We start from the raw sequence: 25,812 nt of genomic DNA, 5'->3' as shown, positions 1-25,812 counted from the left end.
GAAAAGCAAAAAAGCGAACCTATTGGTTCGCTTTTTCTTTTTCTTGTACTTCCATATCTATTAAATACGCTAGATTTTTCACTAATCTATCGTGCTTTTTAACAAAAGGATTGGTATCATCCCAAACATAACCCGCTAAAACGGCACAAATTTGCTTTTTGATATCTGGATTCTCTGGTCTGTGAAAAAACAAGGTTTGTAAGTTTCCGGTATACCATTCTTTCACATAAGTAGCAAAAACGCTAACACCTTTCATTATATAACCTGTATATTCTTCTTCCCAATCTACGGTTTCATCATTCAGTTCTCTAGTAATTAATTTTGCAGCTTTTAGAGCAGATTCTGTCGCAAAAGTAACTCCAGATGAAAAAACAGGATCTAAAAACTCTGCACTATTTCCTGTTAAAGCATATCCTTTTCCGTAAAGCTGTGTCACCGATTTCGCATAGTTTTTAATACTAACTGGTGGGAATTTAAAATCTAATCCTTCAAAACGCTTATAGTAATATTTAGATAGCTTCAGCATTTGCTGCATTCTTTCCGTAGTATCTCCTTCAAAAGAATCAATAAAATCGGTTAACCCAACAAAACCAATACTGGTATCTCCATTAGAAAAAGGAATTACCCAAAACCAAGTGTCTTTATCTAAAACATCAAAAGTAATCATGGTTCCTTCTTTTCCTTCTGGTCTTTTTAAATCTTTTACATGTGTAAAAATAGAAGAATGTTCTGGTATAGAAGACGGTTTGTCTAATCCAAGCATTCTTGGCAAAACACGACCATAACCACTAGAATCTATAATATGTTTTGCGTGTACTTTATACACGTCTCCATTTTCATCTTTTATGCTAGTAACAGAAGCGCCATCTGCTGCAAACACAACATCTACCACTTCATTATTAAAGGCAATATCTACACCTCTATTTACTAATTCGGTTGCAAGCACATTATCAAAATCTGCACGAGACACTTGCCAAGTCCAATCCCAACCTTCGGTATGCTTTTTACTAAAATCAAAATCACAAACGACATCCCCTTTTAAAAAACGAGCGCCATGTTTTTTTTCAAATCCAAAATCTTTTAATACGTCTAAAAGGCCAACTTCTTCAAAATGATCCATGCATCTTGGTAACAGGCTCTCTCCTATTACAAACCTAGGAAAAGAACTCTTTTCAACAACTTTAAGTTGTTTTCCTTGATTATGCAGGTATGAAGCAGCAACGCAACCAGAAGGTCCTGCTCCTATAATTAAAACATCTACATGTATTTCATTCATAATCATTATAGTATTTAACCTTAATTATATTAAATTAGCGCACACAAAAATAACTACTTTACTTGGAGTTATTAAATTTAATATTAAAAATAGTCAGAATAAAATATATAGATGCTAACATTTAACGGAGAACTAGGATTAGAAGATTTTTACAAAATTATAATAGAGAACAGCAACATCAAGGTAGATGACTCGGTTTTTGAAACCGTAGAACAGAGTTTTAACTTTCTTAAAAAATTCTCAGAAAACAAAGTGATTTATGGTGTTAATACAGGTTTCGGACCAATGGCACAATATAAAATTAAAGATTCTGAGCGTATTCAATTACAGTACAATTTAATTCGTAGTCATGCATCTGGAACAGGAAATCCAATTGCTCCACAATATGTAAAAGCAGCAATGCTTGCTAGATTAAACACCTTGTCTTTAGGTAATTCTGGCGTGCATGTTTCTGTAATTAAATTAATGACAGAGCTTATAAATAGAGATATTACTCCTTTAATTTACGAACATGGTGGTGTTGGTGCTAGTGGAGATTTAGTACAACTTGCACATTTAGCATTAGTTTTAATTGGTGAAGGTGAAGTGTTTTATAATGGCGAAAGATTAGCTACTAAAGACGTTTTTGAAAAAGAGAATTTAACGCCTATTTCTGTAGAGCTTCGTGAAGGTTTAGCGCTAATGAATGGTACTTCGGTAATGACCGGAATTGGTATTGTAAACACCATGTACACCAGACGTCTATTAAACTGGATGATCTCTTGTTCTGCTGCAATTAATGAAATTGTTGAAGCGTATGACGATCATTTATCGGAAGAATTAAACAATTCTAAAAAACATAAAGGACAACAAAATATTGCTAAAAGCATGCGTGCCCATTTAGCAGATAGTAAACTTACTAGAAAAAGAGAACACCATTTATACGAGGCAAACAATGATGATGTTTCTGTTTTTCAAGATAAAGTACAAGAGTATTATTCGTTACGTTGTGTACCGCAAATTTTAGGTCCTGTATTAGATACTTTAAGTAGCGTAGAAAATATTTTAATAGAAGAAGTAAACTCTGCAAACGATAACCCAATTGTAAATGTTGAAAAACGACACGTATATCACGGTGGAAACTTTCATGGAGATTATGTATCTCTAGAAATGGATAAGCTTAAAATAGTCGTTACTAAAATGAGTATGCTTGCAGAAAGACAGCTCAACTATTTATTAAACCCTAGCCTAAATAATATACTTCCAGCATTTGTAAATCTTGGAAAACTAGGATTAAACTTTGGTATGCAAGGTGTACAATTTACTGCAACTTCTACAACTGCCGAAAACCAAACATTGTCTAACCCAATGTATGTGCATTCTATCCCTAACAATAACGACAATCAAGATATTGTTAGTATGGGAACAAACGCTGCTTTAATAACTAAAAAAGTTATTGAAAATGCATTCGAGGTTATGGCTATCGAATTAATTACAGTAGTGCAAGCTATAGAATATTTAAAAGCACAAGATAAAGTCTCATCAAAAACTAAAAAAATGTATGAGGAGATACGAGAAATAGTTCCTGCATTTAAAGATGACGTTATTATGTATCCTTATGTTAACCTTGTTAAAGACTTTATTATTAATAATAAAGCATAACGTATGCATTATTAATTATCAAGCATCTATTTTAGATAAACATTTCCTTAACCAAGAAATGAACAAATGTCTAAAACAATAGATAAAAAAAACAAACACATGAAAACAAAATCGCTATTAATCGTATTAGTATTTTTAAGCACAATAGTTGGTGCTCAAGAACTTGCACTTGCAAAGGATGAAGTAAAATTTGGATACATAAACAAATCAGGAGAATGGGCAATTCAACCAGAATTTAAAGGAGCTAAATCCTTTTCAGAAGACTTAGCCGAGGCTATGAATGATAAGAAGGAATGGGGATTCATTAACCGAAAAGGAGAATGGGTGATACCACCTACCTACGATAAAACAAAAGCATTCAACTCCGGTATTGCCGTTGTTTTAAGTAATAAAGAATGGTTTTATATCAATACCAAAGGCGAGAAAGTACTAACAGATGTTGCTACTGATAAAATTTATGATTTCACGGAAGGTCTTGCTCAAATACGACAAGGTGATAATGTAGGTTTCATAAATACTTCTGGAACTGTAGTTATCGAACCTAAATTTAATAAAGCTTTCGATTTTGAAAATGGATATGCAAAAGTTAGAGAAGGAGAAAAATGGGGATTAGTTGACAAAACAGGAAACTATTTTGTGGAAACCAAATATGATGGTGTAAGCAATGCTTACAATGGAAATGTAGTAGCAACGCTTGGCGAAAGCCATGGACTAATCATTAATGGTAAATTTAAAAAAGTAGATGGTGCTCAAAAAATCTGGGACTTTTCTGTTAATGGAGACATTACCTATGCTAAGAAAAACGACAAAATTGGCTTCATCAACAAAACCGGAGAATGGATTATTGAACCAACTTATGATAAGGTTAGAGCTTTTGTAAACGGTCTTGCGCCAGTTTCAATAGACAAACAATGGGGCTATATAAATACTTCTGGAAAAGTTGTAATCCCTATACAATATCGAGATGCAGAAATTTTTAGTTCAGACGGATTAGCTCCTATAAAAAAGGATAAACTTTGGGGTTTTATCAATACTGCTGGAGAACAAGTAATAGAAGATAAATATGAAATTACTGCTGGAGGATTTTCCATTTTCAAAAAAAACAATGAAAAAGGTTTTGTTAATGGACTAGCTAGAGTAAAAGATAAAAAATCATGGGTTTATATCGATACAAAAGGTAAAGTATTGAAAAATATGGAGTTTAAAAACCTCGAATTATTTAATTAATCCGAAATCAAAAAATAAAAACTTACAAATGAAATGTGCCCTAATAACAGGTGGTTCCAGAGGAATTGGTAAAGCCATTTGCTCACAACTAGCAATAGATACAGACTATCACATATTAATAAACTATAACAGTAACGAAGCAGCTGCAAAGGAGACGTTAAAAGCAGTACTAGCAGCAGGAAATACTGGAGAAATTATTGGTTTTAACGTTACAGATGCCGACCAAGTAAAATCGAAACTAGATGCTTGGCAAGAAGCAAATCCCGATGCGTTAATAGAAGTGATTGTCAACAATGCCGGAATTACAAAAGATGGTTTATTCATGTGGATGCCTAAAGAGGATTGGCAAAATGTAATTGACACTTCTTTACACGGTTTCTTTAATGTTACCAATTATGCTATTCAAAAAATGCTACGTAATCGTTATGGTCGCATTGTAAACATCGCTTCGGTTTCTGGTGTAAAAGGAACTCCTGGGCAAACAAACTATTCTGCTGCAAAAGGTGCAATTATTGCTGCTACCAAAGCACTAGCTCAAGAAGTTGCTAAACGTAAAATAACGGTAAATGCCGTAGCTCCTGGTTTTATAAATTCGGACATGACTGCAGAATTAGATGAAAAAGAACTTAAAAAAATGATTCCCGCAAATCGTTTTGGTGAAGCGCAAGAAGTAGCAGATTTAGTTTCCTTTTTAGTTTCCAAAAAGTCTTCTTATATTACTGGTGAAGTAATAAATATTAATGGAGGAATTTATTCTTAAAATAATTTTGTTGTAAATATGAAGCGTGTTGTTATAACAGGAATGGGAATTTATTCCTGCATCGGAAAAAACTTAGAAGAAGTAAAGGATTCATTATATAATGGAAAGTCTGGAATTATCTATGACCAAGAACGCAAAGATTTTGGGTATCGTTCTCCATTAACAGGAATGGTAGAAAAACCAAACCTAAAAAAACAACTTACCAGAAGAGAACGTATTAGTCTCGGCGACGAAGGTGCTTATGCATATGTAGCAACCATCGAAGCTTTAGAAAATGCTAAAATAGATATCGATTTCTTAAAGAAAAACGAAGTTGGTATTCTTTATGGTAATGATAGTACTGCAAAGGCTGTTGTAGATTCTGTAGATAAAATTAGAGAAAAAAAAGACACCACACTTGTTGGTTCTGGCGCTATTTTTCAAGCTATGAATTCTACAGTTACCATGAATCTTTCTACACTTTTTAATCTTACCGGCGTAAACTTTACAATAAGTGCCGCTTGTGCTAGTGGATCTCATGCTATTGGTATGGCTTTCCAACTTATAAAAAGTGGTTTACAAGATTGTATTATTTGTGGTGGAGCACAAGAAATAAATAAATATGCCATGGGAAGTTTTGATGGTCTTGGTGTTTTTGCCATGAACCTAGAAAACCCTGAAAAAGCATCTAGACCTTTCGATAAAAACAGAGATGGTTTAGTACCTAGTGGTGGCGCAGCAACCTTAGTTGTAGAAAGCTACGAGTCTGCTGTAAAACGTGGAGCACCAATTTTAGCCGAAATTATTGGCTATGGTTTCTCGTCGAATGGCGAACACATTTCTACGCCAAACGTAGATGGTCCATCAAGAGCAATGGCTAAAGCTATTGAACAATCTAATTTAAAACCATCAGAAATAGAGTATGTTAACGCCCACGCAACTTCAACTCCTGTAGGAGATACCAATGAAGCCAAAGCTATTGTTAAAGTTTTTGGAGAAAATGGTCCTTATGTAAGTTCTACAAAATCGATGACAGGACATGAATGTTGGATGGCTGGAGCAAGTGAAGTAGTATATTCTATGCTCATGATGCAAAATAATTTTATTGCGCCAAACATTAATTTGGAAGAACCGGATGAAGACGCAAAAAAATTAAATCTAGTAAGTAAAACGCTAGATAAAAAATTTGATGTATTTTTGTCGAATTCGTTTGGATTTGGTGGAACAAATTCAGCATTAATAATAAAAAAATTATAATACAATATGACTAAAGAGGTTATTATTGATAAGATAAACGATTTTCTTATAGATGAGTTTGAAGTGGAATCAGATGACATAGCTCCTGAAGCAAACTTAAAAGACACTCTAGAATTAGATAGTTTAGACTTTGTCGACCTTGTGGTTGCTGTTGAGTCTAACTTCAGCGTAAAATTAGTTGGAGAAGATTTTGTGAATGTAGAATCACTTCAAGACTTCTATGATCTAATTGAAAAAAAATTAGACTAAACACTTTACTTTAAATATTTATGGCTGCTGAATGGCAAGGAAAGTCCAGAGGAACTGTTTTTGGATACAAGATTTTTGTGTTTTGTATGAAGACTTTCGGAATTGGTTCTGCATACTTCATTCTGTATTTTGTTGCCCTATACTTTTGTTTTTTTGCGGGAGACAGCACAAAAGCCAGTTACTATTATTTCCATAAAAGACGTAAAAACTCGAAACTTAAAAGCTTTATAAATATCTATAAAAGCTATTATGTTTTCGGACAAACCATTATAGATAAAATAGCGATATCTTCGGGATTACGAGATAAATTCACCTACCATTTTGATGGTTACGAACTTATTGACAAAGCCTTAAAACAAAAAAAAGGAGGTATTCTAATAAGTGCACACGTGGGCAATTTTGAAATTGCCGAACATTTTTTTGGTGAGCTTGAGGAAAATACTTCCATTAGTATTTTAACTACCGACGCCGAACATTCTAACATCAAAGCATACCTAGAAAGTGTTACAGAAAAACCGAAAGTAAAGATTATTTTAATTCAAGAAGACTTAGGTCATATTTTTGAAATTAATGCCGCACTTGCAAGAAATGAACTCGTTGTTATAACTGGAGATAGATATATAAAAGGATCGAAACACTTAACACAAGATTTACTAGGTCAAGTAGCAAAATTCCCTGCAGGACCATTTATGCTAGCATCTCGTTTAAAAGTCCCCGTTCTTTTTGTGTATGTAATGAAAGAAACAAACAAGCATTACCACCTTTATACCAGAAAAGCAGAAGCAAAACATAGAGATGCACAAGCACTTTTAAAAGAATATACCGAAAGTGTCTCGTGGATGTTGAATAAATATCCCTTACAATGGTTTAACTATTTTGATTTTTGGGGAACTTTTGATAAAAAAAACTAAGAACACTCCTTTTTTTTTATCGTTTTCGCAAAAGTTAATAAGTTCTACTATTTACAAAGAATGAAACTTCTATATCTAGACTTTTATTCGGAAATTACCAAAAAATATTTCTTTTGAAAAACGTTTTAGTCATACACTATTCTCAATCTGGACAATTAACAGAAATTGTAAAGAATATAGTTGCTCCTTTAGCCAATGATACTATACAAATAGATTATCATGATATAAAAATGGAAACTCCTTTTCCTTTCCCATGGAAAGCAGATGCGTTTTATGGTGCTTTTCCAGAGACCTTTCAACAAGTTCCTGAAAAAGTAAAACCTGTTTCTCCAGAAATTCTTAACAAAAAATACGACCTCATCATTTTAGGATATCAAGTTTGGTACTTAACACCTTCTATTCCTATAAATTCATTTTTAAGCACACCTGATGCGAAGCAACTCCTAAAGAACACACCAGTAATTACAGTGATTGGTTGCCGAAACATGTGGATAATGGCGCAGGAAAAAATGAAGAAAAAACTTAAAGCATTAGAAGCCAATTTAGTTGGTAATATTGTTTTAGTAGATAGACATATCAATCACATAAGCGTTATTACTATTGAAAAATGGTTAATGTCTGGAAAAAAAGAAAAATATCTTGGTGTGTTTCCAAAACCAGGAGTTTCTCAAAAAGACATCGATGAGGCTGTAAAGTTTGGTCCGATAATATTAAAACATTTAAAAGAAAACAATTTTAACAATTTACAAGACAACCTTTTAAAAGAAGGTGCAATCCTAATTAAACCCTTTTTAGTAATTACAGATAGACGTGCAAACGTTATTTTCTCTAAATGGTCTAAATTAATTCAATCTAAAGGCGATAAAAACAGTCCTAAACGTAGTTTTTGGGTGAAATTTTTTAGTTATTACTTATTATTTGCTATTTGGATTCTTGCACCAATTGTTTTTATCTTATTTTTGTTGACTTATGTGTTTTCAATACATAAAATAAAAAAAGACAAATTATACTATTCGTCTGTAAATTATATAGAGTAAGGCATTAATATGAAGGAAGTTTACATCAACAAAATTTCAAAATTTTTACCAAATCGTCCAATTTCAAATGACGAAATGGAAGATAAATTAGGTACCATAAACGGTAAAACTTCAAAAGGAAGACGTATTGTTTTGCGTAACAATCAAATAAAAACAAGATATTATGCTATTGATGATAATGGCAATATCACACACAATAATGCACAACTTACAAAAGAAGCAATAGTTGCCTTATGTGATGCAGATTTTAAAGCAGAAGATATTGAATTGCTTTCTTGTGGTACATCTAGTCCAGATCAAATTTTACCATCACACGCAGCCATGGTTCATGGTTTTCTAAAAAACGGAAACCTTGAAATCAATTCACCTTCTGGCGCATGTGTTTCTGGGATGAATGCCCTTAAGTATGGCTACATGTCTGTAAAATCTGGTGAAACTAAAAATGCGGTTTGTACTGGCTCAGAACGTACATCTTCTTGGATGATGTCGGATACTTTTGAAGAAGAAGTAAAACATTTAGAAACATTAGAAGACAACCCAATATTAGCCTTTAATAAAGATTTTTTACGTTGGATGTTATCGGATGGTGCTGGAGCATTTTTACTAGAAAGTGAACCAAAAGGAAACCAACCATTAAAAATTGACTGGATGGAAGGCTACTCATACGCTCATGAAATTGAAGCATGTATGTATGCAGGAAGTGACAAATTAGAAGATGGGTTTTTAAAACCTTGGAGTGAATATCCTTCAGACCAATGGAGCAAAAAATCATTGTTTGCCATGAAGCAAGATGTAAAACTTCTAAGTGAAAATATACTAGTAAAAGGTGTGGATAGTCTAAAAATGGCTATGGCAAAACACGACCTAAAACCAGAAGATGTAGATTATTATTTACCGCACGTTTCTTCGTATTACTTTAAAGACAGTTTATATAAAGAAATGGTAGCGCAAGGTGTTGAAATCCCTTGGGAAAACTGGTTTATGAACCTAAGCAAAGTTGGTAATGTAGGAGCAGGTTCTATCTACATCATGTTAGAAGAATTAGCAAACTCAGGAAAACTTAAAAAAGGAGATAAAATATTACTTTCTGTTCCAGAAAGTGCTCGTTTTGCTTACGCTTATGCACTTTTAACCGTTTGCTAAATGGGTTTACCAATAACAGACATATCGCATTTAATACCTCAAAAAACACCATTTGTAATGGTAGATACTTTGTTGGATTTCACTGCAGATAAAATTGTGTCTAGTTTCACTATTCTAGACACCAACCTTTTTGTAAAAGATAATTACTTTTTAGAATCTGGTCTCATAGAAAACTTAGCACAAACCGTTGCTTTACATACTGGTTATGACTTTTTTTTAAAAGGCGAACAAGCGCCAACAGGCTATATTGGTTCTATAAAAAAGGTAGAGGTTAAAAAGCTTCCAAAATTGAATGAAACCATCACCACCGAAGCATCCATACTTCATGAATTTATGGGAGTTACTATGGTAGAAGTGAAAGCCTTTAATCAAGATAAAGAGGAAATTGCCTTTGCACAAATGAAAACCGTTATTGCTAGCTAATGAATAAATTTCAGTCACTAGATATCACAAAATTTTTACCACATCGCGCACCATTTTTAATGGTTGATCATGTTATATCTATTGATGATGAACACGTAACCACTTCGTTTGAAATAAAAGAAGATTGCATTTTTATAGATGAAGACATGCAATTTAATGAAGTAGGATTAATTGAAAACGCAGCACAGACCTGCTCTTCTATTGTTGGTAAAAGTTACTTTGAAGAAGACGATCTTGAAGGAGAAGGAACAAAACTTATTGGTTTTATTTCTGCAATAAAAAAAGTAACCATATTTGCTACTCCTTGCATAGGAGACATTATAATATCTAATGCAAATTTAAAATCTAGGTTTGATACAGATCATTATAGCATTTGCACTTTAGCTTGTACTATTGCTACTTCAAACAAAGAATTATTATCTTGTGAATTGAATTTGTTTATTCAGGAAACACCTAAAAACTAAAGGTTATGAAAAAGAGCGAAGTACCTCAGGATAAAAGTAATTTAGAGTCTGCAAATTTTAGAGAACTTTGCTATGCTGTAGATGAGAATGGAGAATATACAACGGCACACACTACTGGTTGGGACCCAAAAACCATCGCTTTAGACAATGCTATTGAAGATATCAATCAACGTGTTCAAGATGCGAAAGACAGAGTAAAAAATAACCAAACCAGTCCGATAGAATATTATATGGAATTCCATAAAATGGATCTTCCAATTTTAGCCAGCTATGTTGGTATTTGGCAATGGCGTGTAAAACGTCATTTTAAACCAAAAGTATTTCAAAAATTATCTAATAAAACCCTTCAAAAATATGCAGATGTTTTTGAAATTACCATAGAGCAACTTAAAAACCTAAAACATGCAAATTAATTTTACACATCATCAATCTGCGCATTGCGAAAATGGTGTGGTTTCTAATTTAATGAAACATCATGGCTTTAACGTAAGTGAGCCAATGGTTTTTGGTATTGGTTCGGGATTACTATTTTGTTATATCCCGTTTTTAAAGGTGAATCATGCTCCAGCAATTACGTACAGAGCAATGCCTGGTTTTATATTTAAACGTTTTGCAAAACGTGTTGGAATAAAAATAGAACGCGAAAAATTTAAAGATCCTAAAAAAGCGAAAGCTGTTTTAGACGAGAACTTAAACAACAATAATCCTGTTGGCTTACAAGTTGGTGTTTATAATTTAACTTATTTTCCAGATGAATATCGTTTTCATTTTAACGCACACAATTTAGTCGTTTACGGAAAAACAGAAGACACCTATTTGATAAGTGATCCGGTTATGGAAACAGTAACCACTTTAACAGATAAAGAGCTTGAAAAAGTTAGATTTGCTAAAGGAGCTTTACCTCCAAAAGGACATATTTATTACCCAACGAATTTCCCAAAAGAGCTGGATTTAGAGAAAGCAATACGAAAAGGAATTAAACATACTTGTAGAGATATGCTAGCTCCAATGCCTGTTCTTGGTGTTAAAGGAATTCGTTTTACAGCAAAGCAAATAAGAAAATGGCCTAAGAAATTAGGTGTAAAAAAAGCGAACCATTACTTAGGACAAATAGTAAGAATGCAAGAAGAAATAGGAACTGGTGGCGGAGGCTTCCGTTATATTTTTGCAGCATTTTTACAAGAATCTAGTAAGATTTTAAACAACCCCAAACTTGCAAATCTTTCTAAAGAAATGACACAAATTGGCGATTTATGGCGTGATTTTGCTGTAGATGCTTCTCGAATTTATAAAAATAGAGGTGCAAAAGCAGATGGTTATAATGAAGTAGCTTCACAATTAGAAGCTATTGCAGACAAAGAAGAAGTGTTTTTTAAAGCTTTAAAAAAAGCTATATAATATGATTAACATTGAGCATATATCTAAAAAGTATAAAACTGCCGATGATTTTTCGGTAGTAGATTTTGATTTGTTCATTGAAGACAAAGAAATTTTCGGACTTCTTGGTCCGAATGGTGCGGGAAAAACCACGCTAATTTCGATACTTTGCTCCCTTATAAAACCAACTTCTGGTTCTTTTACCATTAATGGTTTAACCTATCAATCCAATAAAAATGAGCTAAAACAACTTATTGGTATTGTACCACAAGAGTATGCCCTTTACCCTACACTTACCGCTTTCGAAAACTTAAAATACTTTGGAAGTATGTATGGTTTACATGGAAAACATCTAAAAAATAAAATTGAGGAATATCTTAAAATATTAGGATTATCGCAATTTGCTCATAAAAAAATAGATACTTTTTCTGGAGGAATGAAACGTCGTATAAACCTTATAGCAAGTATTTTACACGAACCAAAGGTTTTATTTTTAGATGAACCAACCGTTGGTGTTGATGTACAATCTAAAAATGTAATCATTGAATTTCTTCAAGATTTAAATAAAAAAGGAACGACTATCATTTATACTTCGCATCACTTAAATGAAGCGGAATCTTTTTGTTCTAGAGTTGCCATTATAGATCATGGTAAACTAATAATAACAGGAAAACCAGCAACACTAATAAGCAACCATCAAGGTGCTCATAATTTAGAAGATGTATTTTTAAGTTTAACAGGAAAAGCCTTAAGAGATCATGCGTAAACTTTGGGCTTCGGCATATAAAGAGTATTTACTTCTAATTAAAGATTTTGGAGGTCTTGTGGTATTATTTGTAATGCCATTGGTACTTATAATTACCATCACCATTATTCAAGACAGCACATTTAAAACAATTAGCGATGCTAAAATCCCTGTTTTAATTGTAGATAACGACAAAGGTACCGTTGCACAAACCATACAAGACGGATTAGCAACTTCTAATACTTTTCAAGTAATTGTAAAAGAAAACGAAAACGTTGCTAGAGATTTAGTTTTTTCTGGAAAGTATCAACTCGCGATCATTATTCCAGAAAATCTTTCTTCCGATTTAGAGAAAAAAGTAACCCAAAACGTTGATGGTATTCTGTCTAAATTTGGTTTAGATGAAGAAGATGAAACGGAAGCAATTGTCATTCCGAAAAAAGAAGTAAAACTCTATTTTGATCCGGCAACACAGCTTACCTTTAAGTCTTCGGTGAAAAACGGCATAGATAAAATGATTTCAAAAATTGAAACACAATCAATCTATAAGGCCTTTCAGCAACAAATAACAGACGACCCAACAGAGGCTATTTTTGAGACCGATAATTTCATCAGTTTTAAAGAAATTCTGCCAATAAAAAACGATGAAGAAATCATACCAAACTCGGTACAGCATAACGTACCAGCTTGGACATTATTTGCCATTTTTTTCATCATTGTACCTTTATCCATCAATATTGTTAAAGAAAAAAGTCAAGGTACTTTTGTGCGCTTACGTACCAATCCGGTTTCTTATGCCACCGTTTTAGGAGGTAAAACGTTGGTGTATCTTTGTGTTTGTATTATTCAGTTTATGTTAATGCTTGCTATTGGTGTATATCTTTTCCCAGTAATGGGCTTACCAACGTTAGATATTTCCGGACGTTTACCACTCCTTTTCGTTGTTGCTATATTCTCTGGATTGGCAGCAATTGGATTAGGCTTATTACTAGGTACTATTGCAAAAACGCAAGAACAATCTGCTCCTTTTGGCGCTACATTTGTTGTTATTTTAGCAGCACTTGGTGGTGTTTGGGTTCCTGTTTTTATTATGCCTAAGTTTATGCAAACTTTATCTAATATTTCTCCAATGAATTGGGGATTAAATGCATTTTACGATGTATTTTTACGAAATACAGGGCTTGTGAAAATTCTACCAGAGATAGGTTTGTTATTTTTATTTTTTATAGTCACTACATTAATTGCTATTGTTTATAATGAAAAGAAAAATGCAGTCTAAAACAAAACTAGTGGAACATACCAATCAAGTACGTGTGCGCTTTGTGGAAACAGACCCTCTAGGTATTGTTTGGCATGGCAATTATATTCAATACTTTGAAGATGGTCGCGAATCCTTTGGTAGAAAACATGGCATATCTTATTTAGATCAAAAAGAACATGGTTACGCAACACCAATTGTAAAATCTAGTACAGACCATAAACACCCTTTACGTTATGGTGATGTTGCAACCATAAAAACAATTTATGTAGATAATCCTGCTGCTAAAATGATATTTCGTTACGAAATTTATAACCAAAAAGAGCAATTAGTATGCAAAGGGGAAACCGTTCAAGTATTTGTAGATAAAATTGGTGAAGGTGATTTATCATTAACAATTCCAGAGTTTTTTATGGAATGGAAAAAAAATGTAGGCTTATTAGATGAGTAAAGTGTACGTTTCACATAATAATATTATTTCGTCATTAGGTTTTTCTAGTGAAGCTGTTGTTGAAAAAATAAGCAATGAAGTTTCTGGTTTACAACGTATAGATGACAAGTCGGTTTTACCAGAACCTTTTTACACTTCGTTAATTCCTACGGAAACCTTACAAGAAAACTTTAACACCTTAAATCCTAAAGGAGATTATACGCGTTTAGAGCAAATGATGATTACTTCTTTAAGTAACGTTATAGATGCTTCAAACATAGAAATTAATGATCGTGTAGGATTAATTATTTCTACTACAAAAGGAAACGTAGATGCGTTAGATGCCAATAATCCTTTTCATAAAGACAGAGCATATTTAAGTGAACTTGGTAATCAAATTAAAGATTTTTTCCATTTTAAAAACGATGCTATTGTAGTTTCTAATGCTTGCGTTTCTGGTATTCTAGCAGTTGCAATAGCTAAAAGATATATACAACAAGGCACTTACGATCACGTATTTATTACTAGTGGTGATGTCATTACAGAGTTTATTTTATCTGGATTCAATTCTTTTCAAGCTTTAAGCAGTGAACCTTGTAAACCGTATGATGCAAACCGAACAGGAATAAATATTGGCGAAGTTGCTGCAAGTGTTTTAGTAACCAATGATGCAGATGCTTTAGCAAAAGAAGCAGTAACCATTTTAGGAGAAGGTTCTTGTAATGATGCCAATCATATTTCTGGTCCTTCCAGAACTGGAGAAGGTTTATATAGAAGTATGCAATCTGCATTTACCCAAGCAAATATTACTGCAGCAGAAGTAGATTTTATTTCTGCCCACGGCACTGCAACCATGTTTAATGACGAAATGGAAGCTATTGCTTTTAACAGAATGCAGTTAAGTACTGTTCCTTTAAATAGTTTAAAAGGCTATTTTGGTCATAGTTTAGGCGCTTCTGGTTTAGTAGAAACCATTGTTGGTATGCATTCCTTAAAAAACAACACCTTATATAGATCGTTAGGTTTTGAAACTTTAGGAGTAACACAACCCATAAACGTAATCACAAAAACAACCGAAAAAAAAATAAATAGATTCTTAAAAACTGCTTCTGGATTTGGAGGCTGTAATACAGCAATCTTATTTCAAAAAAATAATTAAATATGTCAAACCAATCTATAAAAGCTATAGACGCAATTCAAGAAGCACAAAAAATTGCTATGGCGCCTTTTGTGTTTCAAGCAACAGTATCTTTAAGAAAACTTGGTATTTTCGATCTTATTTTCGAGAAAAGAAAAAAAGGAGGAATTACTTTAGAAGCTATTGCTGAAGAATTAAAACTTAGCACATATGGTGTTGGTGTATTATTAGAAATTGCTGAAAGTTCGGATATTGTTTCAAAAAACGATTCCGAACAATATGAACTTACTACTATTGGTTATTTTTTAGCATATAATGAAACCGTTAACGTAAATCTTAATTTTACCAATGAGGTTTGCTATAAAGGATTATTTCATTTAGACGAAGCCATTAAAACAGGGAAACCTACAGGTTTAAAAGAACTTGGTGATTGGCCTACTGTTTACGAAGGCCTATCAAAACTTACACCGCTACAACAAAAATCTTGGTTTGATTTTGACCATCATTATTCCGACGATATTTTTACCGAAGCTTTAGAATTATTATTCAAAAAGGATCGTAAAAAAATATTCGACATTGGTGCAAACACAGGGAAATTCACGGTAAAATGCTGTACTTATAATAGCGATGTTAATATCACTATGATTGATCTTCCTGGTCAATTAAACAAAGCAAAAGCAAATGTGGAAAAAGCAGGTTTTCAAGACAGAGTAAAAGGTCATGAAATTGATTGGCTTTCTGACAACCCAACAATACCTAGTGATGCGGAAACCATTTGGATGAGTCAATTTTTAGATTGTTTTTCTAAAAAAGAAATTCTAAAAGTGCTAAAGACATGTGTACATTCTATGAATGAAAATTCAGAATTAATCATCATTGAAACTTTTACCGACAGACAAAAATTTGATAACGCTAAATTTATTTTAGAAGCTACATCGCTTTATTTTACAGTAATTGCCAATGGTAATTCAAAAATGTATAAAGCAACAGAGTTTAAAGACATTGCAAAAGAAGCTGGATTACAGCTTAATGAAGATATAGAAATTGGGGAATACCACACCATGTTCACTTTTAGTAAAGCGTAAAACATGGATACCAATTACCACATAAAATCCTATTGCAGTATAAAGAACAATCAAGTTTCTTTAAACGGCTCTGTGGTATATAAAGACAAAGAAGATTCGTTTGTAACCTTTATAAAAGCAGCATACAAAGACCAAAGCACGAAATATCCAAAGTTTTTTAAAATGGATAATTTAAGTAAACTTGCTTTTTTGGCTGCAGATGTTTTATTGAAAAACGAAAACCTAAACCCAGAAGAAGAAAATAATATAGCTATTGTGTTTTCTAACAAAGCCTCTAGTTTAGATACGGACCGAAAACATCAAGAATCCATTCAAAATAAAGAAAGCTACTTCCCTAGTCCTGCCGTTTTTGTATACACATTACCAAATATTTGTATTGGTGAGATAAGTATAAAATATAAGCTGTATTCTGAAAATAGTTTTTTTATCTTTGAAAACTTAAATGCGGAACATTTGTTAACCTACTCAAATAGTTTATTATCAAGCAACAAAGCAGAACAAGTACTTTGTGGTTGGGTAGAATTTAATGGTGATGACAACTACGAAGCATTTTTATATTTAGTGTCAACAGAAGGCGCAAACAAACATAATAAACAAGACATAATAAAATTATATAACACATAGTATGGACGCATTAAAAAAAGAATTAAAAGAAAACCTTATTGAGCAATTAAACTTAGAAGATATGACTATTGCAGATATTGCAGATGATGATATGCTTTTTGGTGATGGTTTAGGTTTAGACTCTATTGATGCTTTAGAGCTAATTGTAATGTTAGATAAAAGTTATGGTATTAAATTAACAGACCCAAAAGAAGGACGTTCTATTTTTGAGTCTATTAATACAATGGCTGCATACATCACAGAAAACAGATCTAAGTAACATAGCATTCCTGCGAAGGAAGGAATCTCTATCTAGAGCGAATAATTATAAACTCTAGTGACAGAACAAAGCCAAATACTTGCGTATAATTTATTGAAAATTATTCGTAAATCTGTCTACAAGTAAATAGGTTCGTGGCAAAAAAAATAACAATATTTAAAAAACAATTCCTGCTTTTACAGGAAATTAATATGAGTAAAGGAGTTGCTATAACAGGAATGGGAATTATATCTGCCATTGGAAACAATGTTGCAGAAAATTACCAATCACTTATTCATGGTAAAAAAGGAATCTCTCGAGTTTCTAAAATTAAAACCAATCATGTGAATGATATTATGGTTGGTGAGATTGATTTCACTAATGAAAATTTAGAGCAACAACTTGGTTTAACTTCAGATAATAATTATTCTAGAACCGCACTTCTTGGTTCAGTAGCTGCAAAACAAGCTATCCAAGATGCTGGAATTACAGATATAAACGCATACAAAACAGGATTAATTTCGGCAACAAGTGTTGGTGGAATGGATATGACAGAGCGTTATTATTACGAATATCTCGAAAATAAGGCTAGTCGAAAATATATAGACGGACATCATGCTGGAGATTCCACACAGAAAATTGCAGAACAATTAGGCATAGAAAAAAGCTTAGTTACTACAATCAGTACTGCGTGTTCTTCTGCGGCAAACTCCATAATGCTTGGCGCTCGATTAATAAAATCTGGGCAACTAGATCGGGTTATTGTTGGCGGAACAGACTGCTTATCTAAATTTACTATCAACGGTTTTAAAACCTTGATGATTTTATCAGACACATACAACACGCCATTTGATGAAAACCGAAAAGGTTTAAATCTTGGTGAAGCTGCTGCTTTTTTAGTCTTAGAATCCGACAAAGTAGTACAAGCAGAAAACAAAAAAGTACTTGCTTACGTAAAAGGTTATGGTAATGCGAATGATGCATACCACCAAACGGCTTCTTCCGAAAACGGAGATGGAGCAACCCTAGCTATGCAAAAAGCTTTAGATATTGCGGGTTACAAAGCCGAAGATATCGATTACGTGAATGCACACGGAACTGCCACTGGTAATAATGATTTATCAGAAGGAAGAGCTATTATAAGAATATTTGGTGAAAAGGTTCCCGACTTTAGTTCTACAAAGGCTTTCACCGGGCATACCTTGGCTGCTGCTGGTGCCATTGAAGCCGTATATTCGGTTTTAGCATTACAAAACAATATCATTTACCCAAATCTGAATTTTAAAACACAGATGAAGGAATTTAATATAACACCTCAATTAGAATTAAAAGAAAAGCAATTACAATCTGTAATGTCTAATTCCTTTGGTTTTGGTGGAAATTGTTCTACCGTAATATTTTCAAAAGAGCAATAATTATGAAGAAGGTTTATATAAATAGCGTCGCTTCCATATCTGCTCAAAAAACATTTGATAATACTTCATTTTTGAATGAAATAGAAGATTATGAAGCCAATGTAATCGACGTAATTAATCCTAATTATAAAGAATACATTCCACCTGCTGCCGCAAGACGTATGGCAAAAGGTATTAAAATGGGAGTTGTAGCTTCTAAAATCGCAGTACAAGAATCTGGTTTAGAAAATGTTGATGCCATTATTACAGGAACAGGAATGGGTTGTGTTCGCGATTCTGAAAAGTTTGTAAGTGCAATTATAGATAATGATGAGCAATACCTTACTCCTACTTCTTTTATTCAATCGACACACAATACGGTTGGCGGACAAATAGCTTTAGAGCTGCAATGTAAAGGTTATAATTTTACGTATGTACACGCTAGTAATTCTTTTGAATCTGCTTTGTTAGATGCCAAATTACAATTAGAACTAGACGAAGAAAAGAACATTTTAATTGGTGGTGTAGATGAATTAGGAGACCATACCACAAAGATTCACAAAATTGTTAATCATATTAAAACGGAAGCTGTTAAAACTTCCGAAGTTTTAGATTCTAAAACACAAGGAGCAGTTTTTGGTGAAGGCGCTAATTTCTTTGTGCTTTCTAACGAAAAGCAAGCTTCTACCTATGCCGAAATAGCTTCTATTAAAACCTATAATACTTTAGCCGAAACAGAAGTTTTACAAGAAGCAATCGCCTTTTTAAATGCTAATAATCTAAATATCGAAGATGTCGATGTTTTAATTCTTGGAAACAATGGTGATGTAGATTTTGATACGTATTACCATACTCTTTCTAAAGGTTTTCAAAATACACAACAAGCCAATTACAAACATGTATCTGGTGAGTTTAATACGGCCTCTTCTTTTGGGTTTTGGTTAGCTTCCAAAATAGTAAAAACACAAACACTTCCTGAGGTTGTTAAAGGCAATAATACAAATACAACATCCTTTAAAACCATCTTGTTATACAATCAGTATCGTGGAGAAAATCATAGTTTCACGCTATTAAAACAATGCTAAATTTTAAATCTGTAAATATAATTTCAAGCCTTATTCTTATTGGTTTGTTCATTGCTTACAGCTTTTATAATTTTTCGTTTTGGTTTATTATTTTATTCCTATTTACTTGGTTTCTAATTACTATTGCAGGTTCATCATTAATAGGTTGGAATTATCATTTTACCTCTTTAATCTCAAATCCATCCATCGATAAAAATCAAGTTTCTATTACTTTTGATGATGGTCCAAACCCAGAATACACACCAAAAGTTTTAGCACTTCTTAAAAAATATAATGCAAAAGCTACCTTTTTCTGTATTGGAAAAAACATAGAAATGCATCCGGAAATCTTCAAAAGTATTATAGAACAAGGCCATACTATAGGAAATCACACCTATTCACATAGTACTCGTTTTGGGTTCTTTTCTACGGAAGAAGTCCTTGAAGAATTACAACAAACCAATTCCATAATTACCCAGCAAATTGGTTTAGAACCGAAACTTTACAGACCCACTTTTGGAGTTACTAATCCAAGAATAAAACGCGCTTTAAAAGTAACAAAGCTACAGCCAGTTGGTTGGAACAAACGCTCACTAGACACCAGAAATATCACAGAAAAAAGAATTTTTAATAGAGTAACCAAAAACCTAAAAAAAGGCGATGTTATTCTATTACACGATACTAGCGATAAAACAATTGCTGTTTTGGAACAGTTATTGTTATTTTTACAAGAACAAAAGATAACGTCTGTTACTATAGATAACCTATTTCATATAAAAGCGTATGCGTAAACTAGTATATATATTTTTTTTTACCATTTTTGCGACACAAGCACAAACCCAAATGAGTACGCAGGAAGCAACGGCATTAAAAACAAAAGTAAAAGCACTGGCAAGCACTACGCAAACCATTTCTAGCGATTTTATACAATACAAACATTTAGACTTTTTAGATAATGACATTGAAACCTCTGGAAAACTAGCTTTTAAAGCACCAGATGTTGTTAAATGGGAATATATCCATCCTTTTAAGTATGCTGTTTTATTTAAAGATGAAACCCTTTTCATAAATGATGAAGGCAACAAAAGCAATGTGGATATTGGAAGCAACAAAATGTTTAAACAGCTAAACAAACTTATTATTAGCAGTGTAAAAGGTGATATGTTTGATGAAGCAGAATTTACTATAGAATACTTCCATAAAGACCAAAATAGCTTGGTTTATTTTAGCCCGAGAGACAAAAAATTCGCCAAATACATCAATGCATTCCATATTACATTCAACACAAAAGGAGATGTTATTGAAGTAAAAATGATAGAACCTTCACAAGATTATACCAAAATAGTATTCAGCAATAAAGTACTAAACCAAACTTTAGATAATGCGATATTTACTAATTAGTATATGCTTTATCTTTTTTGGCTGTGCATCGTTTCCTAAAAAAAACAACTTTGTAGCAACTACTGTAACTAGCAATATTAGCAATCCGTATTTTGCCAACCCCAATCAAGATTATATTTACAAAGCCAATATAGAAGTCTATGATAATGCTTTTGGTGGTATTTTTATTGTCAAAAAAATTGGAGACCAACACCATAGAATTGTTTTTACCACAGAAATGGGTAACAAGCTTTTCGATTTTAGTTTCAATAAAGACGCGTTTACCGTAAATTACATTCTAGACGATCTCAATAAAAAGATACTAATCAATGTATTAAAAAAAGATTTTAAAGTCTTAATTACGGAGCATTTAATAGCTGAAGAGACCTATACTATTACTGATGAAATCATAAAAAAAACGCGCTTAGACAATAAGACATACTATTACTTTGAATCCCCAGAAATCCGCAAAATCATTAGAGCAAATAGCCATAAAGAAAAAGTAAGATTTCTGTTTACCGATTTAAATGATAATATTGCACAACATATAGAGATCATTCACTCTAATATTAAGTTGAAAATCAACCTCAAATCTATTACAAAATGAAAAAAATAGTTTTCATCATTTTGCTGCTTCCGTTTATTGGTTACTGTCAGAAAAAAATGGACCCAACGCCAGAAGATATTTCAAAAGCAAAAGAACTAAGAAGTCTTTATGACGAAGAAGATATTGTTTTGTTAGAAAGTGATAACCTAATTACTTTTTCTATAGAAGACAATAAAGTTGCTGTAAACAATTACACCACAGAGCATTTAATGAATATCAACTCTCGATCTGATATTCAAAAACCTGTTTTTTATGATGGCGAATCCGAAATTCAAAAATTTCAATTCTATTATAGAAACAAAAAGGAAGCACGTCTTCTTAGTAAGGATATTTCCTATACAGATAACGATTTATTCCATAATGATGCTCGTGTAAAATTTGCTAATGTCGATTTCCCAACACAAGGTTACACGTATTTTTTCGAATCGATAAAACACACCAAAGACATTAAATATTTTACAAGTGTTTATTTCACTAGCGAATATCCTAGTGTAAGTAGAAAGATTGTTGTTGAAATTCCAGATTGGTTAAACATAGAATTATTTGAAAAGAATTTTGAGAATTTCGACATTCAAAAAACGGAAGAGCAAGTCGGTGACAAAAAAATCATCACCTATACAACAGCAAATATAGAAGCTTATTATGATGAAAAAGGTTCTCCAGGACCAAGTTATATTTATCCGCATATACTATTACTAGCGAAAGATTTCACATCGAAAGGCGAAAAACAAATCCTTTTTAACAAAACTAAAGATTTATATACTTGGTATAAGTCTTTAACCAAAGATATAAGTCACGAAAGTGAAGTGTTAAATGAAAAAGTAACCGAGTTAACTAAAGATGCTACTTCAGACGAAGAGAAAATTAAAAACATCTACTATTGGATTCAAGACAATATTAGATACATTGCTTTTGAAGATGGCATTGCTGGTTTTAAACCAGAAACTGCAGAAAATGTATTAACAAAAAGATATGGAGACTGTAAAGGAATGGCAAATTTAGCCAAAGAAATGCTGGTTATTGCTGGTTTTGACGCGAGATTAACGTGGATTGGTACCAAACGAATTGCATACAATTACAGTACGCCATCGTTAGCTGTAGATAATCACATGATTTGTACCTTGTTTAAAGATGGGAAAAAAATATTTTTAGATCCTACCGAAAAATTTAGTGCTTTTGGCGAATATGCCGAAAGAATTCAAGGAAAACAGAGCATGATAGAAAACAACGATTCCTTTTTGTTAGAAGAAGTACCAACCAGTACCTCTAAAAAAAACAAGGAGTATTTTTTATTTAATGCAAGTATTGTAAACGAAGAAATAGAAGGACTAGCTAGCAGAAAGTATCAAGGAGAAAGTAGAGCAGATTTTTTATACAACTTCAATAATTTAGAAAGTAACAAAAAACAAGAAGCCTTAAAAGACTACCTGGCTAGCTACAACAGAAACGTTTTGGTTAGTGACATAGAAACTTCTAATCTGGAGAACAGAGAAGCAGAAATTGATGTAAAATACGCTTTAAAGCACAATAAAGCAGTTTCGTCATTCGACAATGAAATGTATATTGATTTAGATTTTTATAAAGAATTTGACAACTATGCTTTTGAAGAAAGACAAACCAATTACAACTTTGCCTACAAGAAAGATGTTATTACAGAAATGCGTTTAAAAATTCCAGTATCGTATAGCGTTTCTACATTACCAGAATCTTTTAGTATAGATAATGCTAATTTTAAAATAGCTGTTTCTTTACAAAAAGAAGCAGATTACATTGTGTATAAAAAGGAATTCGAAATAAAAAACGCAACGATTACTACTAGCGATTTTGAAGCATGGAACGATGCTATAACAAAATTAAACGCTATTTACAACGAGCAAATAATATTAACCAAGTCTTAATGAATATGAATAAAGCATTACTTATAATACTAGTATTTTTAATGAGCGCACCTACTTTCGCACAAAAAAAATCGAAAGAGCATTTAAAAAAAGAAGCTAGTGTCAAAGCATACATTTGGAGCGAGAAAACAGATTTCAATAGCATTACTATACCAAGTGATTTAGAAGATCAATCTGCAGTTATATTATATAGAGAAGTAAAATATATCTACAACAGACCACATAATAGTATAGAATACACAAAAATAGAACACGAGCAAATTAAGTTGTTAGACCAAGTTGCTGTTAAGGATTTTTCCGAATTTAAATTTCAAAAAACCAAGCACATCGAAGGTTTATTAAACACATTTATACTAGGTGTTAAAATTATTAAACCAAGTGGTGAAGAAATAGAAATTGATGTAGACAACGAAGCAATCAAAGAAGAAGACGAAAACAAACTAGCAATTCCGAACCTGGAAAAAGGAGATGTTTTAGATTATTACTTCTACTCCAATATTATTGTAAGTGAAAACGATTTGTATCAATTTGATGATGTAGAAGATATTGTTGGAGAACATTATCCTATTTTAGATTTTAAATTTTCTTTAGAAACCGAAAAAGATTTCTTTGTTAGTTTAAACACTTATAATAATGCACCAGAATTAGAAACCTACAAAGCACTTTCTAAAGAAAGCAAAACCAGACTTTATGGTTTTACCATGCAAAATGTAGCTTCTAATGATTTTCCTAGATGGTTTTATCCATTAGTAGAACTTCCTGCTTATAAATTTCAAGTCTTATTTGCTCGAACAAGAAAGCATGAAAAAAAAGCAGATGCTTTTATGCCTAAAGAAGTTACTACCATAAAAACGAATATTAAAAAAGAAGAAATTTTTAATCTATACGAAGACAAATTTCGTCCTTTTGGAAATCTTGGAGACCTAGAAAGATTCTTAAAAGACAAAGATTTTACAAGTGAAGAAGAAAAGGTAAAAGAAGCCTTTTATTTTATTCGTCATAAATACTTCACCAATTATGTAGAAGCCTTTGTGGTAGACGAAAGCAAGATTATGTATCCTTATGGATATTACAAAAACCCGATAATTTTTAATTCTGACGAGCAGTTCATCAAGTTCTTTGCAGCCTTTTTAAAAGACAATAAAATAGATTACGAAATCTTAATTGGTACCAAAAGATACAACGGACCAATTAAAGATTTATTAATAGAAGATAACGTAGATTTTGTACTAAAGATTCTAACCGAAAACCCTTTATATATAGAACATTTTAATCAGTTTTCAACAGTGAATCAAATAGCTCCTTTACTTGAAAACTCTAAAGCATATGCACTAAAAGTAGTAGACAGAAAACATATTGAAGATATTCAATTAACAGATTTACCAGCTTCCAATCATAAAATAAATAACACTACAGAATCTATTGCTATTACACTACAAGAAGATTTTTCTGGTATGCAAATAAAAAGAGTATCTGCAACAACAGGACATAACAAAATAGATGCACAAAAGGATCGATTAAATTTTTATGATTATATCTATAAAGACCATGAAAAATATGGAACCAAACCTGTTTTAGACAAAGTTAAAAAGGAAAAAGACAGACTACGTTACAAGAAAGAATACAAGAGTTTAATAGACAAACAAAAGGAAAAACAACTAGAAGAATTAGAAAAACAAACGGCTAGCGAATACGATCTAGAAATTGAGGATTACACTTTTAACGTACTAAACAATGGTCGTTTTGGTGTGGAAGATCCTTTAGAATTTGAAGAAGCATTCACCTTAAAAGAGGATCTTATTAGAAAAGCTGGTAAAAATTATATCTTATTAATTGGAAAACTTATTGGCGGACAAGCACATATAGATGAAGAACACAAACAACGTGACAACAATATCTATATGACCTATCCAAGATCCTATACCAATAATATATCGCTAATCATTCCGGAAGGATATTCGGTGCAAGGCTTAGAAAAATTGAATAAAAACGTAGAAAATCAAACGGGCGGATTTAGTAGTGAAGCTGTTGTTACCGATAACGTTTTAACTATTAAAACCAATAAGTATTATAAAAACTATTTTGAGCCAGCTGCCAACTGGCCAGACATGGTTGCCTTTTTAGATGAAGCATATTCATTCTATGATGATAAAATTCTTCTTAAAAAGAACTAAAAGTTATACTTTACAAACCTCAAATTAACACCT

Annotated in this window: 27 protein-coding genes; 26 read left to right on the top strand and 1 reads right to left on the bottom strand. The window is 32.4% G+C overall.

The annotated features are described in order from the left end of the window. Positions 1-19: 19 nt before the first annotated feature. Positions 20-1,276: an NAD(P)/FAD-dependent oxidoreductase gene (locus FG167_RS06480; protein WP_203460614.1), complete on the bottom strand. Its 1,257-nt coding sequence runs from the start codon at positions 1,274-1,276 to the stop codon at positions 20-22. 111 nt (positions 1,277-1,387) lie between these two features. On the opposite strand from FG167_RS06480, the gene hutH reads away from it, so the two are divergent. The 26 genes from hutH (at position 1,388) to FG167_RS06350 (ending at position 25,779) form a co-directional block, all read left to right on the top strand. Then, positions 1,388-2,917, top strand: coding sequence for a histidine ammonia-lyase (gene hutH / locus FG167_RS06475; protein WP_203460613.1), 1,530 nt, complete (start codon positions 1,388-1,390; stop codon positions 2,915-2,917). A 66-nt stretch (positions 2,918-2,983) separates the two neighbouring features. Then, on the top strand, positions 2,984-4,144 hold the full coding sequence (locus FG167_RS06470) for a WG repeat-containing protein (protein WP_239004455.1): 1,161 nt from the start codon (positions 2,984-2,986) through the stop codon (positions 4,142-4,144). A gap of 28 nt (positions 4,145-4,172) precedes the next feature. Further along, a complete protein-coding gene (gene fabG, locus FG167_RS06465) occupies positions 4,173-4,904 on the top strand; it encodes a 3-oxoacyl-ACP reductase FabG (protein WP_203460611.1) in 732 nt (243 codons plus the stop codon). Between the two features lie 18 nt (positions 4,905-4,922). Further along, complete coding sequence (locus tag FG167_RS06460; RefSeq protein WP_203460610.1) at positions 4,923-6,140, top strand: beta-ketoacyl synthase; 1,218 nt, start codon at positions 4,923-4,925, stop codon at positions 6,138-6,140. 6 nt (positions 6,141-6,146) lie between these two features. After that, positions 6,147-6,389: a phosphopantetheine-binding protein gene (locus FG167_RS06455; protein ID WP_203460608.1), complete on the top strand. Its 243-nt coding sequence runs from the start codon at positions 6,147-6,149 to the stop codon at positions 6,387-6,389. 20 nt (positions 6,390-6,409) lie between these two features. Beyond that, on the top strand, positions 6,410-7,300 hold the full coding sequence (locus tag FG167_RS06450) for a lipid A biosynthesis acyltransferase (RefSeq protein ID WP_203460607.1): 891 nt from the start codon (positions 6,410-6,412) through the stop codon (positions 7,298-7,300). 113 nt (positions 7,301-7,413) lie between these two features. After that, positions 7,414-8,337: a dialkylrecorsinol condensing enzyme DarA gene (locus FG167_RS06445; protein WP_203460605.1), complete on the top strand. Its 924-nt coding sequence runs from the start codon at positions 7,414-7,416 to the stop codon at positions 8,335-8,337. 9 nt (positions 8,338-8,346) lie between these two features. Beyond that, positions 8,347-9,480: a beta-ketoacyl-ACP synthase III gene (locus FG167_RS06440; RefSeq protein WP_203460604.1), complete on the top strand. Its 1,134-nt coding sequence runs from the start codon at positions 8,347-8,349 to the stop codon at positions 9,478-9,480. Next, complete coding sequence (locus FG167_RS06435) at positions 9,481-9,903, top strand: hypothetical protein (protein WP_203460602.1); 423 nt, start codon at positions 9,481-9,483, stop codon at positions 9,901-9,903. It begins immediately after the preceding gene. Then, the gene (locus FG167_RS06430; RefSeq protein WP_203460600.1) at positions 9,903-10,367 is read left to right on the top strand and encodes an ABC transporter permease; all 465 of its coding nucleotides are present in this window, start codon (positions 9,903-9,905) and stop codon (positions 10,365-10,367) included. Before FG167_RS06435 ends, FG167_RS06430 begins: the two co-directional genes overlap by 1 nt. A gap of 5 nt (positions 10,368-10,372) precedes the next feature. Then, entirely contained in the window at positions 10,373-10,780 is a 408-nt protein-coding gene (locus FG167_RS06425) for a hypothetical protein (protein WP_203460599.1), read from the top strand. After that, entirely contained in the window at positions 10,770-11,765 is a 996-nt protein-coding gene (locus FG167_RS06420; RefSeq protein ID WP_203460598.1) for a BtrH N-terminal domain-containing protein, read from the top strand. The genes FG167_RS06425 and FG167_RS06420 overlap by 11 nt, the downstream gene beginning before the upstream one ends. 1 nt (position 11,766) lies before the next feature. Then, a complete protein-coding gene (locus tag FG167_RS06415; RefSeq protein WP_203460596.1) occupies positions 11,767-12,510 on the top strand; it encodes an ABC transporter ATP-binding protein in 744 nt (247 codons plus the stop codon). After that, positions 12,503-13,768 (top strand): ABC transporter permease, encoded by a 1,266-nt coding sequence (locus tag FG167_RS06410; RefSeq protein ID WP_203460595.1) that lies wholly within the window; start codon positions 12,503-12,505, stop codon positions 13,766-13,768. Before FG167_RS06415 ends, FG167_RS06410 begins: the two co-directional genes overlap by 8 nt. After that, positions 13,746-14,198: a thioesterase family protein gene (locus FG167_RS06405; protein ID WP_203460594.1), complete on the top strand. Its 453-nt coding sequence runs from the start codon at positions 13,746-13,748 to the stop codon at positions 14,196-14,198. The genes FG167_RS06410 and FG167_RS06405 overlap by 23 nt, the downstream gene beginning before the upstream one ends. Beyond that, entirely contained in the window at positions 14,191-15,336 is a 1,146-nt protein-coding gene (locus FG167_RS06400; protein ID WP_203460593.1) for a beta-ketoacyl synthase, read from the top strand. Before FG167_RS06405 ends, FG167_RS06400 begins: the two co-directional genes overlap by 8 nt. A gap of 2 nt (positions 15,337-15,338) precedes the next feature. Further along, positions 15,339-16,400 carry a methyltransferase gene (locus tag FG167_RS06395; RefSeq protein ID WP_203460592.1) on the top strand — a complete coding sequence of 354 codons (1,062 nt, stop codon included), beginning with the start codon at positions 15,339-15,341 and terminating at the stop codon, positions 16,398-16,400. A gap of 3 nt (positions 16,401-16,403) precedes the next feature. Beyond that, the gene (locus tag FG167_RS06390; protein ID WP_203460591.1) at positions 16,404-17,024 is read left to right on the top strand and encodes a 3-oxoacyl-ACP synthase; all 621 of its coding nucleotides are present in this window, start codon (positions 16,404-16,406) and stop codon (positions 17,022-17,024) included. Between the two features lies 1 nt (position 17,025). Further along, complete coding sequence (locus FG167_RS06385; RefSeq protein ID WP_203460590.1) at positions 17,026-17,283, top strand: phosphopantetheine-binding protein; 258 nt, start codon at positions 17,026-17,028, stop codon at positions 17,281-17,283. A gap of 191 nt (positions 17,284-17,474) precedes the next feature. After that, positions 17,475-18,677, top strand: a complete 1,203-nt coding sequence (locus FG167_RS06380; RefSeq protein ID WP_203460589.1) for a beta-ketoacyl synthase — start codon at positions 17,475-17,477, stop codon at positions 18,675-18,677. 2 nt (positions 18,678-18,679) lie between these two features. Further along, entirely contained in the window at positions 18,680-19,741 is a 1,062-nt protein-coding gene (locus tag FG167_RS06375) for a beta-ketoacyl synthase N-terminal-like domain-containing protein (RefSeq protein WP_203460588.1), read from the top strand. Then, on the top strand, positions 19,735-20,511 hold the full coding sequence (locus FG167_RS06370) for a polysaccharide deacetylase family protein (RefSeq protein WP_203460587.1): 777 nt from the start codon (positions 19,735-19,737) through the stop codon (positions 20,509-20,511). The genes FG167_RS06375 and FG167_RS06370 overlap by 7 nt, the downstream gene beginning before the upstream one ends. Next, positions 20,504-21,121, top strand: a complete 618-nt coding sequence (locus FG167_RS06365) for an outer membrane lipoprotein carrier protein LolA (protein WP_203460586.1) — start codon at positions 20,504-20,506, stop codon at positions 21,119-21,121. Before FG167_RS06370 ends, FG167_RS06365 begins: the two co-directional genes overlap by 8 nt. Then, positions 21,102-21,707 (top strand): hypothetical protein, encoded by a 606-nt coding sequence (locus FG167_RS06360; protein WP_203460585.1) that lies wholly within the window; start codon positions 21,102-21,104, stop codon positions 21,705-21,707. Before FG167_RS06365 ends, FG167_RS06360 begins: the two co-directional genes overlap by 20 nt. After that, a complete protein-coding gene (locus tag FG167_RS06355; RefSeq protein ID WP_203460584.1) occupies positions 21,704-23,605 on the top strand; it encodes a transglutaminase family protein in 1,902 nt (633 codons plus the stop codon). The genes FG167_RS06360 and FG167_RS06355 overlap by 4 nt, the downstream gene beginning before the upstream one ends. Continuing rightward, a complete protein-coding gene (locus FG167_RS06350; RefSeq protein WP_203460583.1) occupies positions 23,605-25,779 on the top strand; it encodes a hypothetical protein in 2,175 nt (724 codons plus the stop codon). The genes FG167_RS06355 and FG167_RS06350 overlap by 1 nt, the downstream gene beginning before the upstream one ends. Positions 25,780-25,812: the final 33 nt, after the last annotated feature.

It is taken from the genome of Lacinutrix sp. WUR7 (genome assembly GCF_016864015.1).
Lineage (GTDB): Bacteria > Bacteroidota > Bacteroidia > Flavobacteriales > Flavobacteriaceae > Oceanihabitans.
Note: the sequence above shows the minus strand (reverse complement) of the source record. Positions and strands in the feature narration are given on the sequence as shown.